Source organism: Stenotrophomonas sp. 2201_Sma (genome assembly GCF_056486685.1).
Genome location: NZ_CM151329.1, coordinates 2967568 through 2982460 on the forward strand (window position 1 = coordinate 2967568; position 14893 = coordinate 2982460).

The 14893-nt window shown below is 61.4% G+C and carries 14 protein-coding genes; 3 read left to right on the forward strand and 11 right to left on the reverse strand.

Translation table 11 applies throughout. The features are described from left to right. Positions 1-9: 9 nt before the first annotated feature. From ACZLIF_RS13785 to ACZLIF_RS13800, 4 genes are all read right to left on the reverse strand, one after another. Positions 10-324, reverse strand: a complete 315-nt coding sequence (locus tag ACZLIF_RS13785; RefSeq protein ID WP_014646114.1) for a DUF736 domain-containing protein — start codon at positions 322-324, stop codon at positions 10-12. Positions 325-1085: 761 nt separating this feature from the next. After that, complete coding sequence (locus tag ACZLIF_RS13790; RefSeq protein WP_014646113.1) at positions 1086-1295, reverse strand: hypothetical protein; 210 nt, start codon at positions 1293-1295, stop codon at positions 1086-1088. Between the two features lie 62 nt (positions 1296-1357). Continuing rightward, complete coding sequence (locus ACZLIF_RS13795) at positions 1358-3406, reverse strand: ParB/RepB/Spo0J family partition protein (protein ID WP_014646112.1); 2049 nt, start codon at positions 3404-3406, stop codon at positions 1358-1360. 79 nt (positions 3407-3485) lie between these two features. After that, complete coding sequence (locus tag ACZLIF_RS13800) at positions 3486-4313, reverse strand: DUF932 domain-containing protein (protein ID WP_014646111.1); 828 nt, start codon at positions 4311-4313, stop codon at positions 3486-3488. Between the two features lie 622 nt (positions 4314-4935). Here ACZLIF_RS13800 and ACZLIF_RS13805 point away from each other — a divergent pair. From ACZLIF_RS13805 to ACZLIF_RS13815, 3 genes are all read left to right on the forward strand, one after another. After that, a complete protein-coding gene (locus ACZLIF_RS13805; RefSeq protein ID WP_014646110.1) occupies positions 4936-5745 on the forward strand; it encodes a hypothetical protein in 810 nt (269 codons plus the stop codon). Positions 5746-6139: 394 nt separating this feature from the next. Further along, entirely contained in the window at positions 6140-7396 is a 1257-nt protein-coding gene (locus ACZLIF_RS13810; protein ID WP_128987718.1) for an SIR2 family protein, read from the forward strand. Then, complete coding sequence (locus ACZLIF_RS13815; protein WP_014646108.1) at positions 7393-9138, forward strand: ATP-binding protein; 1746 nt, start codon at positions 7393-7395, stop codon at positions 9136-9138. The genes ACZLIF_RS13810 and ACZLIF_RS13815 overlap by 4 nt, the downstream gene beginning before the upstream one ends. A 140-nt stretch (positions 9139-9278) precedes the next feature. Here ACZLIF_RS13815 and ACZLIF_RS13820 read toward each other — a convergent pair whose 3' ends face one another. The 7 genes from ACZLIF_RS13820 to ACZLIF_RS13850 all read right to left on the reverse strand — a co-directional run bounded on the left by ACZLIF_RS13820 (position 9279) and on the right by ACZLIF_RS13850 (position 14826). Beyond that, positions 9279-9788 (reverse strand): hypothetical protein, encoded by a 510-nt coding sequence (locus ACZLIF_RS13820; protein WP_051007147.1) that lies wholly within the window; start codon positions 9786-9788, stop codon positions 9279-9281. 2 nt (positions 9789-9790) lie between these two features. Then, positions 9791-11551, reverse strand: a complete 1761-nt coding sequence (locus ACZLIF_RS13825; RefSeq protein ID WP_230374612.1) for a DUF2326 domain-containing protein — start codon at positions 11549-11551, stop codon at positions 9791-9793. Between the two features lie 22 nt (positions 11552-11573). Then, positions 11574-11822: an ABC-three component system middle component 8 gene (locus ACZLIF_RS13830; protein WP_014646106.1), complete on the reverse strand. Its 249-nt coding sequence runs from the start codon at positions 11820-11822 to the stop codon at positions 11574-11576. Beyond that, positions 11791-12771 carry an ABC-three component system protein gene (locus ACZLIF_RS13835; RefSeq protein WP_014646105.1) on the reverse strand — a complete coding sequence of 327 codons (981 nt, stop codon included), beginning with the start codon at positions 12769-12771 and terminating at the stop codon, positions 11791-11793. Before ACZLIF_RS13835 ends, ACZLIF_RS13830 begins: the two co-directional genes overlap by 32 nt. 24 nt (positions 12772-12795) lie before the next feature. Continuing rightward, on the reverse strand, positions 12796-13116 hold the full coding sequence (locus tag ACZLIF_RS13840; protein WP_014646104.1) for a helix-turn-helix domain-containing protein: 321 nt from the start codon (positions 13114-13116) through the stop codon (positions 12796-12798). After that, the gene (locus tag ACZLIF_RS13845) at positions 13116-13478 is read right to left on the reverse strand and encodes a type II toxin-antitoxin system RelE/ParE family toxin (RefSeq protein ID WP_034010229.1); all 363 of its coding nucleotides are present in this window, start codon (positions 13476-13478) and stop codon (positions 13116-13118) included. The genes ACZLIF_RS13840 and ACZLIF_RS13845 overlap by 1 nt, the downstream gene beginning before the upstream one ends. 148 nt (positions 13479-13626) lie before the next feature. After that, the gene (locus ACZLIF_RS13850; protein ID WP_478462051.1) at positions 13627-14826 is read right to left on the reverse strand and encodes a tyrosine-type recombinase/integrase; all 1200 of its coding nucleotides are present in this window, start codon (positions 14824-14826) and stop codon (positions 13627-13629) included. Between the last annotated feature and the right edge of the window lie 67 nt (positions 14827-14893).

Genomic DNA, 14893 nt, shown 5'->3' on the forward strand with positions numbered 1-14893 from the left:
GGGCGGCCGTCAGGCCGCCTTGGGCTTGCTGCGCGACCAGATCAAGTCGTGCGTGCCGTCCTCGTTCTCGATCAGGCGGGCATAGACCGTCGCCGGGAACGAAGGGTCGTCTATGCTCACGGACAGGTACTCGCGCCCGGCCTCACTGGTCTTCTTCCACGCCGCGCCGATCTCGTGGCCGGCCGCCTGAAGGTGGAAGTCGGGGGCGTTCTCGCTGTCGCCCTTGTCGTTGGGAACCAGCTTGACCTTGACGTTGAGGGTCAGGGTGCGGAGCTGGCCGGTGAAGCCGTCTTTCTCTGCGGTGAAGGTGCCGATGTTAGCCATGATGTTTCTCTCCTTTCGGTTTGAACAAGGTCGCGCCAGTGCGTCCTTGTTGTGATCCGGCCGGCGGGGGATGGGCTGGCCGCACCGCGCAGCGGTCGCAATACCGTGGAGAACCTGGAAGCGAAAAGAATTTGTCCCGCGAGGAATGCGCGCAGCGCAGGGGAAATTGTTTTCGCTGGAAGGTTGCGGCCATGAAGCCCAAGGCGCAGCCGTGCCACCGCCAGGATTCACGACAAGCCAAGGACGCACGGGCCGCCCGCTCCCGAATGGAGACGTGGCCGACTCGGCATCCCCGCGTGACGGCTTCACCGGCTTGCGCCCTGACACTGGCAAGGCCAACACCCCAACGACAGGCGAGAACGCTTCTTGCCGCAGATTGCGACGACGTGATTGAGGCGTGGCGTGGATGCGCCATAGCGAAGCCGGGTGGCTTGTCGGTGAACCGTCCTTCGTGACGTACAGGCGCGAACCGCCAGCGTCGAGGACGGCACGCTTTGGCACAACCTGCCGCAGCAAGCCGGGGCGTAGCCCCACAAGCCCCGCCCATTGCGGCGGGGCGCCATCGAAACCTTGCCCGCGCCAGCGGGCGCCGATCGCCGTACCGCGCGCAAGGCACTTGCACGTCCGCCACGTCGCCGCCTGGTCGAAGGCGGCGACGTGGCGATTTTGCTTTGGACGCTGGAACCGGGCGCGGCCACCGCCGCGCCCGGATTTTCGACCACCGGCCCCAAGGCGGAACGGCTTGGGGCCGGTGCGGCTCGTTATTCCTTGGTTTCGATAATCCACCACATGGCACGCGGCAAGGCGCGGCCCGTGATGGGGTGAATGTCGGTGAGGTCGGCGCGGGCCGACCAGCCCGAGGGTGGGCGGTAGCCGCGCACGTCGCCTTCGCCGTGCCAGCGGCGGGCGCGTACTGCGCCGGGCGCATAGATCGCCGCCATGCGCGGGCGGCTGGTGGTGGTGCGGGCCATGGGGGCTTCTCCTTCAAGCGAAGCGCCCCGGTCGAGGCCGGGGCGCTTGCCTTCGGCGCGGGTCAAGCGGCCAGTGCCTCGGCGGGTTCATCCGCCATTGCCTCGGCATCCTCCGGGGCGTCCTGCGCCTGCGTTTCCTCCGGCGCAGCTTCCGGGCCTTCGGCCTTGAAGATGGTGGGCATCCAACCCGTACCATCGGCCAGCCGTTCCGCCTCGCTGGCAATGTCGGCCTTCTTCAACTTCGTCAGCCGGGCAGCGTGCGACGGTGCAAAATCGCCCACGGCTTCCAGAATCGCGGCCTTCGGCACATGCTGGAAATACCCGTCTGCGGTGGGCTGCCACCATGCGGCCATGTCCAGCCCCACAGCCTGCGCCAGTTCCGCGCCCGGCTGCTGCGCCGTGGCGCGAGGCGTCACCACGTCCACGGTCGCCGCCACACATACCGCCAGCAGCCGCACCAGTTCGCCTTGCTCTATCGCCAGCAGCGCGGCGAACAGTTCGGCGCTGTCCTGCGGCAGCGCTTCGCCCGCGACCTGCTGCAACTCGCGCAGGGCGACGGCGGCGGGCGACTCGGGCCAGTCGGGGGCCATGCCTTCCAGCCGGTCTTGCACTTTCAGGCTCACGCCCAGCGGCAAGTCGTGGCCGTAGTGGTTGTCCTGCAAGACGCTCTGCACCATGCCATGCACCAGCGCGGCCAGCGCGACTTGCGGATGGCGGGCGACTTCGATTTGCAGCGCGGCGGTGCGGTGCGCGCTCAAGCGCTGCGCCAGCCGGTCGGACAGGCTCGCGGCCTTGGGCTGTTCGGCGTCCTCGCCTTCGTCGTCGTTCCCGGCTTCGCTTTCCGCGCTGCCGAACCCCTGCCGCAAGCGTTCCAGCGTGCGCAACGCCTTGGCTTCGGCCTCGCGCAGCAACCCGCGATGAATCATGGCTTCGCCGCTGCGGTCGAGGGTGACGATGGCACCGGCCACGGCGCGCACATCCGGGGCGTAGCCCTGCAAGGCTTCCTCCACGGCTTGCAGTTCCCCGGCAACCTGTTCGCGGCGCGGTTCCAGCGCTTCGGTCTTGTCCTCGTCCTCGGCGTCGTAGGCTTCTTCCAGTTCGGCGTAGATCTTGTCGAGGCGGGTTTGCAGCGAGGCGATGCGGCGGGCTTCGCGGGCGTTCGGTTCGCGGCGCTGGCGCGGCGCGTTCTGGAACGCCTGCCGCTCGGCGTAGCTCATATGCGGCACGGCTTCGACCCACGCCCAACCCTCGGCGCGCACGTCCCCGGCCAGCGCATCCAGCTTGCCACGCACCAGCGTTTCCAGCAGCGCGGCGTCGGTCAGGTAGGTTCCGGCATCGCCTTCCGCGAACAGGTCGCGGCGGATGCCGCCGCCCGCCGCCGTGTAGGCGTCCAGCCCGGCGAAGCGCACCAGCGGATGCGTGGCGTCGATTTCGCGTTCGGTCAGGCGTTCGCGCAGCGCGGACGCGCCACGCTGCCATTCGGGCGCACCGTAGAACGCGCTTTCCTGTGCGGCGTGGTCGTCGGTGATGGTCAGGGCCATCAACTGTTCCAGCGTGACGGCTCCGGCCCGGTAGTCGGCCAGCAGGCGCGGCGAGACGTTGGCGAGTTTGAGACGGCGCTGCACCACCAGCGGGGTCACGCCGAAGTCGGCGGCAATGTCTTCGATGGGGCGGCCTTCCTTGACCAGTGCGGCGAACGCCTCGAACTGGTCGGCCGGGTGCATCTGCTCGCGCAGCAGGTTTTCCGCGAGGCTGACGGTACGGGCCGAAGCGTCGGGCACCAGCAGGCACGCCACTTCGTAGTCGGCAGGGATGCGCTTCTTCTTCGCCAGCAGCTTCAAGGCGGTCAGGCGTCGGTCGCCGGCCACCACTTCGTAATGCTCGCCATCAGCGGCAAGGATGACGACGAGGTTTTGCAGCGGGCCGACGCGGGCAATGCTCGCGGCCAGTTCGGGGATGGACATGCGCGAGGTCGTCCGCGCGTTGCGCTTGGAGCGGCGCGGCAGCAACTGCGAGAGCGGAACCAAAATCAGGTTCTTGGTCGGGTCGGCCACTTCCAGCGGCGCGGCGGTTTCGATGGCGCGGGTTTCGATTTGGGTATCGGCGTTCATGGTGATAACTCCTTGCGGTTAGGGATGCAGCAGCGAGAGAAGCGGCAAGGGCTGCTGCCTGCCCCTGCCGCGTGGGGATTCAGGCTTTCAACTGGCGCATGCCATCGGCCAGCAGCCAAAGCGCACGGTTGAGGCGGATGTTTTGGTCGATGCCCTGCACCGGGCGGGTTTGCTGGCGGCGTCCGTTGGCGCTGCGCCCGCGCAGGCCGCCTTGGGTCAGGTTCTCTTGCGTGCGGTTGAACACGCTCCACAAGTCCGGGCGGCGGTCGTCGTGGCGGCGCGGCATCAGGATTTGCGATTCCGTGATGGGCGCGGGCTTGTCGGGGTCGTCGTACTTGAGGGCCAGCGCGGCGCGGGCGAACACTTCGGATTCGCCATCGCTCAAGGTGATGGCGCGCATGGAATCGCGGGATTCCTGCACGCGGTCGAAGCCTCTCAACACTTCGTAAGCGCCTTCGATGATGGAACCGGCCACGTCGCCTTTGTGGGGCACGCGCACGTCCGCCACCGTGTCGCCGCAGACAAGACCATTGCTGCACACGAACCGGAACATTCCGGCCAGCATCTGATAGCTGCTCGTGCCGTCATGCGAGTTCAACAGCACGATTTCATTGGCTTCCGCGCCGTTGATCTGGCTGGCGTGGCGCAGGCGCAGCATGTGCTTGGTGTAGTCGCGGCGGTCGTCGTGGCGCACGCGGGTTTGCGCTGCCATAAAGGGTTCAAACCCTTCCTTGCGCAGTTCTGCCAGCACGGCGGCGGTGGGGATGTAGGCGTACCGTTCGGAACGGCTTTCGTGCGGGGCGTCCGCGAAGATGGACGGCGCGACCTTGCGGATTTGATCGTCGGACAGCGGGTAGTCGCTGCGCAGCGACGGGGAACGGGAAGCGAATCGGGATGCGAGTTGCATTGCATTTCTCCTGACGAAAAGGGTTTGCTGTTCAAACCGCACACCGGATTCCTAGATTCGGAGCCCAGCCTTTCGGCTGTTTGGTGCGGTCGGCACGAGGAACCCGGTTGGCCCTGTTGCCACCGTCTTTCCTGAGTTCATCGCCCGCGACGGTCAGGAGCGCGCGGACGGGGGACCGTCAAGGAAACAAGCGCAGGGTTGGTGCGGCCCGCAGGCGCAGCCGAGGACACGGCCCTGCGCGCCTTGACGGCACACGGGCGCGGGCTACAGTCGCGGACAAGGTGATGAAGTCAGGGGAGACGGCTGGACAAGGCAATGCCCCCCCAACACGCCGACCGTACGGCAAGCGAAGCGCGCAGGCCCGGATCGAGGAATCCGGGCCGGAGGCGTCAGCCGAGCGGAGCGAGGGAACGATGGAAGCCCTGCAGGGGCGAGACGCTGCAGGCGGCTCGATGCGCTACGCGCACGACAGCGCGACCGGCCATCTCCCAGGTGGCCGGGGACGCCCGGACTGCACCTGCGTGGGTACCTCAGAGTCGGTTCATCGACAGTCGCTCGGGTACCGACAAATCCGGCAGGGTTCAATACGCTGTGAAGGGTCTAAAACATCAAGGACAAGACCGTGAGTTCGTCTCAAACCATGATTCCGCAGCAAGCCTGCGAAAAACTCCTCTTGGAGGGGAGGCAGTACAACATCGAACACCACATCCTGCCCAGCGAGAACGCTGTCGCGGATCGACTGCTGGCGCGTGGCGTCGAGTTGAAGGACGCCTATGATGAATTGCACGAAAAGCTCCATTCCCACCCGCCGGCGCTCCAGGTCTTTCTTGGCCTCGTGTTGAGCACCGCCGCTTTCTGGAATCCACAGAAGATGCAGGAGGCTCGCGCTGCACGCAGCGATCTATCCAACGTCAATCGGCAAATCGCGAGGAAGGCAGACGAGTTGGCGGCGCTGCTGGAACAGCGCTCAGACCTGCACGACACCTCGGGCTTCAGCAGCGAAACCCACTATCACGTTGGCGAAGTGATCGAAGCGGCATCCCGGGACAACTACCTGTTTCAGTCTTACGTCCAAGAGAAGCTGGATGCACTTCGTGGCCAGTTTGATTTGAAGTATTGGCCCTCGCTGAGTGACTTCATGCGCGAACTGGCATCGGATGCGGAGAAGGCGGAGATGGCGGCCACAGACCCGCTGACGGCCGCCGCCACTGCGGCGACACGTCCCTCCAATGCCGACTTCTTCAAGGCACTGTTCGCCTCGATCGAGGAAAACAGCGCGGAGAACCACGGCCAACTGCCGAGGGGGTTCAAGCTCACAGACCGGACATTGGCCTCATTGGCGAACTGTGCGTTGGATCTGAGCCCGCACGAGCTGCTGGACGAGGCCTACGTGAAGCGCCTGCGTCAGCGTGAGCGCAACGGAACCGAGTAGCGGCTCGATTCAGCCTTAAGGGCTCAACGCTAGGACAGGCGAAACGTACACGACAACTTCATTCGATGTAGGCCACGAAGTTGGCGAGTGAGGAATTAACACCCATCTCATGGTCTGCTGGAGAAATACTCACACAGTCGCCTTTGGGGGTAAGCGGAACGCGCAGGCCCGAGTGGGCCGGAGGCGCCAAGGATCAAAGCAGGATGGCCGCGACTCTGCACGTGGCGCGGCCCGCGAACCCGACGGCGGAACGCGCCGGGACGCACAGCCTTGGCTTTCGTGGATGTTGGGCCGCGGGTCGGCCAGAATGTGCGAAGCGCTTTGTTACTATTCCAAAGGCTGGTCCCGGGCGATCGGGCATCCGGAAGAATCCAAACACATCTGTAGGGACGACATGACGACGTCACAGCCGACCACCTTCGGTCAACAACTTTTCTTCAGTCCGGAATCCGGCGCTTGGAAGTCCCTCAGGCCGGATGTAACTGGCGAGGCTGACGACGCAAAGAGGCAGCAGATTTTGTCTGAAGCCGCTGCTGCACGCGAAGAACTGAAAGCGGTATTGCTTTCCTCGCTTCAGATGCAGCATGTGGTCGCCCTTGCAGGAAGTGGGACGTCTCTCGGAGAGATCAACGGTCCTTCGATGTGGACGTTGTGGGATCACTGCGTGAACTCGAATCCTGACACTGGAAAGGATGAGCGGAAGCCGACCGAACAGGCTAATGCCGTAATTGCTGAGATCGGCTATGAGACTGCCGTTGAACAGGAGAACATCGAGGCTTTGCTTTCGCGTTGCGATGCATATCTTCAGATCAAAAAAAGCGAGCAGGTCGAGAAATTTGTCTCCGTCTCAAAGGGTGTGATCTTAAAAGAATGTTCCGCCTTTCTCGATGGCGCCGACGATTCCAAGTTGGCGAGCCATCGCACTTTCCTGCATCGACTGTCTCGACGCCGCGTTCGCGACTCGCGGATGAAATTGTTCACGACGAACTACGATCTTTGCTTTGAGCGCGCTGCGGGCAAGCAGGGGCTGGTTTTGCTCGACGGCTTCTCATTTACACAGCCCCGGCAGTTTGATCCGCGGTTCTTCCTGTACGACATCGTCCGTCGGCCTTCGACAGGCGATGAGGTTGGCAACCCGTTGGAAGGCGTGTTTCACCTGTACAAGCTGCATGGTTCGGTTAACTGGGATCAATCCAGTTCGGGCGATATCGAGATCAAGACTGACCCGACTCCGGAGACGGCCTGTCTGATCTATCCCGCCAAAGGTAAATACCAACAGTCCTACGTCCAACCGCACTTGGAACTGATCTCGCAGTACCTGGCGGCGCTGCGAGAACCAAATACTTGCCTCATCGTATCGGGCTTCGGTTTCAATGATGATCACTTGTCGGAACCCATTGTCGCGGCGGTTCGCACCAATCCGCATTTGCGGTTGATCATCGTCAATCCCTCGGCGGATGATCTGACCTCTCGGAGCAAGGAGAACAACCGATACTGGGATGCGCTCTACAACCTCGCCAAACAGGGCGAGGACGTGTGGCTGATCAATGCCACGTTCAGCGAGTTCGCCGAGATGATTCCGGACCTCAAATCGCTGACGCCCGCGCAGCGGCTCACGCGCGACATCAAGTCGCTGGTCAAACCGACATGAGTACCGCGCTTGACGTCACCGACGCTTTTCCGCGCGGATTGCTCCGACCGGAGTTGTATGTTGGCCAGTTGTGCTCCGTTTCCGCCCAGGTGGTGAAGTTCAATCTCAACGAGGCGGGCTCGCCCAGCGGTTCCCACTTTCTGGGTGGCCGATACGGAAAGGGTGAAGTTGGAGAGTTCGTCCTGATCGAGGGACAGATCAACCTCCTGCTTGGACGGGTGGTCGAGATCCATTTGCCAGATGCCGACAGGCGCCTGATCGACACCTCGCATGGCAGGGTGCCAGATTTGGACGGCATCGGGACGATCCAACTGCTGGGCTCCATCGCAATGGACTCACTTCGAATCTCGGCGGGCGTTGACTCCTATCCTCGCCTGGGCGACCGCGTCTACGCTGCGCCGCACAGCTTCATCGCCAACTTACCGAAGTTCATGGAGGCGGCGGAGGCCGAAGCCAGCCACGTCCTTCTCAAGCTGGGCTCGATCGATGTCGCGCCTGAAAGCTACGTGTCGGTCAAGCCGGAGAAACTGTTCGGCCGACACTGCGCGATTCTGGGCGCCACTGGCGGCGGCAAGAGTTGGACGACCGCTCGGATCATCGAAGAATGCCTGCGCTACAAGACCAAAATTATCCTCTTGGACGCGACGGGGGAGTATCGCGGGTTTGACGGAAAGCACGTCTCCAACTTTCACTTGGGCGCGCCGGTCAACACTGCGAAGTCGTCCTCTCCTTGCGCCTTGCCGCAAACGTCTTTTATTGAATCGGACTTCATCGCGCTGTTTGAGCCTGCCGGCAAGGTTCAGGGACCGAAGCTGCGCGCGGCGATCCGCAGTCTTCGACTTGCCACCCTCGCTCCCCATATTTCGACTGGTGGGATCATCAAAAAGATCGATCAGTCCAAAGTCCCGATCTTGGCAGAAGAGGCCAAAGCTGGCATTGCGGAGAAGCTCGACGATCCACAGCAAGCGTTCGACGTGTGGAAGCTCGTTTCACAGATCGAGCAGGAGTGTGTCTACCCGGACGGATTCGGTGTGGCCCGGGGGTCGAAGGACACCACCAAATGGGGTGGCGACTCAGGCGAGGTCTCGTACTGCCTGTCCTTGATGTCGCGCATTAGCGGCATTCTCAGTTCATCTTCCTTCGATTGTGTCTTCAAGTCGAAGGCTCCTGCATTGACGGAAAGCATCTCGTCCTTCGTCTCCAACGAAGATCGGTTGCTTCGGATATGCCTGAGCGGCGTTGCCTTTGAGTTCAAGGCGCGCGAGATCATCGCGAACGTGATCGGACGGCATCTTCTCAACATGGCACGCGATGGCGCATTCAAGAGTTGCCCTGTTGTCATCATCGTCGACGAGGCACATAACTTTCTCGGGCGGCATATCGGAGGCGATGACGCGGTCGCCCGCCTGGACGCATTCGAGTTGATCGCCAAAGAGGGCCGGAAGTACGGACTCAACATCTGTCTGTCAACTCAGCGCCCACGCGACATAACGGAAGGTGTTCTGAGCCAGATGGGAACACTCGTGGTGCATCGGCTCACGAATGATCGGGACCGCGAGGTTGTCGAACGCGCCTGCGGCGAAATTGATCGGTCCGCTTCGTCGTTCCTGCCCAACCTGAAGCCCGGCGAGGCTGCGATCATCGGCGCCGATTTTCCTATTCCGTTGACCATTCAAGTCTTCCCGCCGAGCGCGAAACCTCTTTCTGACGGCCCCAACTACCAAACCCACTGGAAGGCGTAGTTCTTATTCGCGCTGCGCCCGCCAGACTGCGTCAGCCTACCGGCAGTCGAAGCAGCTTGAAGTAGAGGGGTAGGCACAGATACATCAGACTCAGAACCCAAAGCCTTGTTCTTGATGATCTGTATAAGTAGACCTTGGCGTTAAATCCATTCGAGCGATGTAATGCTTGCCTGTCCGCCCGATCCAACCTCGACAAAGAGTGCGTGCTCGTATCCCAGTTGGCGTTTGTAGCCGAGGAGCTTCCGGCGATCAATACTTCGGTCTACGTGGCTTGTTGACTTCTTGAACTCGACAACGAGAAAGTTCTCTTTCTTTCCGCGCCGATGGGCTATTACATCTGGAAAGACTGTTTTCGCCTCCTCGTCCTCGCTGTCTGGATATAGCTCCATGTGGCCAAGCCGCTTGGGCTCGACGCCATCTCGGTTGAACTCGCAGTCGATCTCCCATTCCCTCAGATGGGACTGCAAATGCATAGCAAAGCGGAAAGTGATGGAGCGCTCGTTGGCATCGATGTAGAGTAGGCGACTGTCTCTTTCCAGCAGATCGCGCAAAGCAAGCAGCACAGCTTCACCAGGCGGATAAAGACGCAGGTAGGCTTCTTGTTCCGCTAAGAGGGGACGAAACACTGACTCAAACGAGAAAGCCTCCATCGCTACCAAGCCTTCGTCCTGAAAAGCCTCCCGTGCTCACCCTCGTCGTGCAATGTGACCACGATCTCATCGGCCGAGAACACCGGCTCATCGTCTTCGGCCCGCGTTGGCAGGTCAGAATCAATCAGCGTGATGATGGGTTGGAGCCCCAGGTCGGCATACCGGCGAATGACCGTCAGCAGATTTTCCTTTTTGCGATCATCCAGAGACTCGAACACGCCGTCGTGGTAAACGAAGCGCGGGAACTTGTCGTCCAAGTGGGCTCGCAGGATGGCCAAGTCAAAGGCGATGCACAGCAGTTTCCTGTACGTGTGCCCAAGGTCGGCGCTGGTTGCGTTGCCTGATTCGTCAAGAATTTCCGCCCTGAACTCCAGATGCCCCGCTTGGTTCGGCGATACGCTCAGCAGCGCCTTGCGGTCGATCACCTCTTCGACAATCTCGCTGAAGAACACGCGGATTGCCGAGAACAAACTGTTCTGATCGGAGTTCTGCTTCTCGACATCCGCCTCGATCTGTGTCTGTAGATGCCCACGCTCTTCGGTCAACGCCCTTATCTCGGTTCGCAACTCCTGCAAACGATGCAGGAAGCCGCGTTGACGCTCCAGGGAAGTGATGTCAGCGCGCAGCGTCACCATCTCGTCCGAGACCTGCTTGTACTTGCCAAAGATGTCGGTTCCACTCAGAAATGAAAGCATTTCCGATCGTTTTTTGCCCAAGGTATTCAGTTCTGCATTGATGCGCTTAAGCTCAGCTTCGACCTCTGCGCGTTCTTCCTGCAGATAGCCGCGGCGCTCATCGGTAATTGCCCGATTGAAGGCAATCAACTGCTGGAAGTCTTTCTTGATCTGCCCCTTGAACAGAACGCCGGCTTCCTCGAACAGGCGCTGCGCTTCGTCAGGGTTGAAGAGGATCTGATCCTCTTCCAGCGAGGTGATGATCTTCTTCTTGTTCTGGTTGAGCGAGTAGCGTTCGGCATTGAGCGACGCGATGCGTTCGTCGATGTCATCAACCAACTGTTTGGTGCTGTCCTTGTCCTGGGCGCGGAAGTCGAAGGCGTCAAGCAGTTTCTGCTTTTTCTCAGCCTCTTTTTGCTTGAGCAGCAGGATGCCCTCGATCTTGCTGATGTCCTCAATGGACCCGCCCAGCTCGTTCTTGATGGTCTGCGCGGTGGACTGCTTCTCCGCAAGCTGCTCTTCCTTCTCGTAGTGCTTCGCCACGAGTTGAGCGTCAAAGCCGAGAACGTGAGCCAGGAAAGGCTTCCAATCCGAATGCGCAGCCGCGAACTTGCGCAGATGAAACACATCGCGGAAATCATCCTGGGAGCGCAGCAGGTAGCCTAAGCCTTTGCGGAACGCCCAAGGCTTGAGTGCGCGCCAGTCAAGCAATCCATCCAACAGGTCACGCGCCCGCTCGAAGGGCATGTCCTGGTGATCCCATTCCACCAGCGGTAGCCCCGACAAGTCCTGATGCCCGGCCTCATGGCGCTTGAAGCTGATCTTGGTGGCTTCTTCCACACCGCGCCGGATCGTCACGAACGAAGCATCTTCCAGCTCGATCTCCAGGAAGAAGATGAAGTCCTTGAACAATTCGACGTGTTTGAAAAGAAAGAACTTGGGATCGCGCTTGGCAAGGAAGCCAAAGTCGAGCAAACGCCCAAGCGTGGTCTTGCCGAGGTTATGGGTGTCCTTGTTTCGGTTCTCCGGCAGGCGAATTTCAGCCATGACGACGTTCAGGCCCTGGACGAACTCCACAGGCTCGAACAAGTCAGGCTTGCTGGAATAAAGTCTAGACAGCTTCATTTGGCCCCATGTATTCCACGGCGTCGGTCTTGGGGCGATATTCGATCAGGCCCATGAGATACAGAAAATTCAGTGCCGGCAGGAACAGCACGTCCCCGCCGACGACACTTTTTTTCGCGAACGTGCGCAGCACGTCGTACTCATCCACGCGCCGGGCCTTCAGGCGAGCCAGCAGCAGCAACGAGACGTTGATGACCGTGCGATCAGGATGAGAGTGCTTGGTCGGCCGCAGCATCGCCCACCTCCCCGATATCGCAATTCCAGTACATGTAGAACAGCACGGCGCGAGTCAGGCGCTTGTGGGCGTGCTGCCGCAAGACAGGATCGCGGTTGAACAACAGGTCCACTAGATACTCCATGACCTCGTCGAAGGTCTGGTAGTCCTTGCGCTTCGCGATGATCTTGAGTTGGAACTCATCGACCACCGACTCGTACATGCGCAGCAGGTCGAGGTTTTCCGGTGCTGCCAAGAAAGCCCGAATTTGAGCCGTCTCCTTCAGGTATTTCCGCCGCTGCGCCTTGGCGTAGTCGGCACTCATGTTGTTGAGTGCGTTCTTCTGCTCGTACGTCACGCGCGCAGTCGGTGGATCGTCTAGCAGTGCGATCACGCCGTCTTTCTGGCGCGCCAATGCCTGCACTACTTCGGCCAGATCATCGGGGCTGACGATCAACGGTGAATCGACCGGATCAAGGTCTGCTTCCCTCGCAACCTCGGGGAAGCGCTTCAGCCAGATTTCCAGTTGCTCCAGTCCGCAGAGATAGATCGACGAGGCGGGAATGCCGCACTGAGACGCGATGTAGTCGCGTATCTCGGTTTCGGCGTTGCCTGCCAGCCGACGGTTGGCGAACAGCATGTAGTGATCGAGCTGCCTGGCCTCGCGCAGTTTCTTAACGCGGGGAATTTCTTTGCCCAGCACAGTGTTCGCGGCCGTCGTGCTGAAGAAGTCGGACTCGGAGAAGTTACGGTTATAGCCGTTGGTATGCTTGGCCTGGACGATGGTTGTACCGACCCACGGGACCGTCTTGCTCGGGTGCAGTTCCGCCGTTCCTATGAACTTGGCATCGCGCCCGCCATCAGGCCCTTTCGCAAATCCCTGTACCGAGACCCCAAGCAACCGCTGGCACAGGAGAACGACTAGTGTCTCGAACTGGCCATCACTGAGGTCTTCGTATGCGAATTTCATTGCGGCTCTTGCTCGCTCGAATCGTTAAGCTGCGACCGTGATGCCGGCGGCATGCGCGCGCCGCGCCGGCCGAACGACGATCTCGACATGCTGGTCCAGCGAGACAAGCGCCTGCATCAAGCGTTCAAGTGAGATGTTTTGCAGCTTGTAGCGTCGCACCTGAGACACCTTAGGCTGTGTCATGCCGGTGATGTGAGCGGCTTCGGTCTGGCTGAGGCTACGCTTGTCGATCAGCTCGTTCAGCTTGACCGCCAAGACGGCTTTCGCCGACAGCTCTTCCGCGTCGGCGAATCCGAGGTCGGCCAGCACGTTGTCGGTGCCTTGAGGATGGTCTTTGCGCGTCATCACGATCTCCCGCTCGCACCATATCGGGCGAGCACTGCCTTTAACCGCTTCTCGATCAACTCCACGTCCGGCTGCGGTGTGGCAATGCCGGACTTGGACTTCTTCTGAAACGCATGTAGCACATGCACCGCATCGCCGACCCGTACCGTGTAGACGGCGCGGAAGGTGTCGCCCCGATGGTCTTCCACCAGCTCGTACACCCCGGAGCCGAGCCCCTTCCAAGGCTTGGCCACGTCCGGCGTACCCCCCAACTGAACGACGAACAGTGCCACGCCCATGTCTTTCTGCACGGGGACGGGGAACACCTTGAAGTCCTTCTTCGAGGAGCCTTCCCAGAACAGGAGCTTGCGTTTCTCCCTCATCATTATATCTGTTCGGATATAGAAGGCAAGTATGGAAATTGTCGCAACTGCGATGCGACAATCGAGCCATGAGGTTGGGCGCTCGGATACGGCAGCTTCTCCAGCGTCTCCAGCGCGACGGCGGATAGCCCAGGAAGCCCGAACTGGATCATGCCGTCGCCTCCGCAGGGCGCAGCGCACCCGTGATGGCCTGCCGCCGGCTCGCCACCAGTTCGGCCGCATCGCGCACCGGCTTGTCCTCGGTGTGGACGTAGTGCATGAACATCGCCACCGTCTTGTGGCCCGTCAGCTTCATGCCGACCTTGGTCGGCACGCCCGAATTGGCAATGTCGGTCGTAGCCCGGTGGCGGATACCGTGCGTGCCGACATGCGGCACACCGGCGGCCTTGAGTACGCGCTTCCAGCCGCCATAGTGTTCGCCATGCGTCAGATGCCGGGCCGGGTCGTTGGGCGACGGCAGGACGTAGGGGCAGCTCTCCCGGCGCGGCGCCGTCGAAAGCAGCCGATAGGCTTCTTCGCTCATGGGCTTGGAAATGCCGCCGGTCTTGCTGTCGGGCCAGACCACGCGGCGCTTCTCCAGATCAATCCAGTCCCACTCCAGCGGACAGATTTCGGAGCGGCGGGCGGCAAACTCGAATTGCAGGCGAATCGCCAGCGGGATGACGTAGTTCTCCAATCCTTCCGCCTCCACGTGTTCCAGATGCCGGAAGATCCTCACCAGCTCGTCGTCCACGATGAGCCGGGTTTCCTTGCCGGGCGGGAACATCGGGACGTGGCGGCACGGATTGGTGCCGTCCGGACGCAGCCCCCACACTTCGGCCAGGTTGAACATCTTGCGCAGCACGCCGAAGGTGCGGTTGACCTCGGCCGGCTTGTGGGCCAGCTTCTTCATCAGCGCGGCCACGTCCGGGCGCTTCACGTCCTGCACCTTCATCCGCCCCATGATCGGGATGATGCAGCGGTCGATTACGCCCTGATAGCCCCGCTGAGTGCTGGGCTTGTTGCGCTGCCTGGAGTAGTCCTCCATGAAGGTGAGGCAATACTCCTTCATGGTCTGTGCCTTGCGGGCGGCAGCTTTGGCCGCGCTCGGGTCGCCGCCCCGGCGCACCTCGGCCAGCCACTCCTGCGCCATGACACGGGCCTGCTCGACGGTCAGTTCCCCGTACTGGCCCAGGGCGGGCTTGCGGCGCTCGCCGGCGTTCGTGCGGTACTGGAGCATGAACACCTTGCGGCCGGCCGGGGTGATCTTGCACAGGAAGCCGGGCACCACGGTGTCCCGCAGTTCGATGGCCTGCGCCTGGGGCTTGGCGGCATCGACAGCGGACTTGGTGAGTTTGATTCTTGCCATGATGACTCCTCGGAAACCTCGGATTCCGAGAGCCACATGGGAGCCACGCGACCGGAAGCCGGGTCAA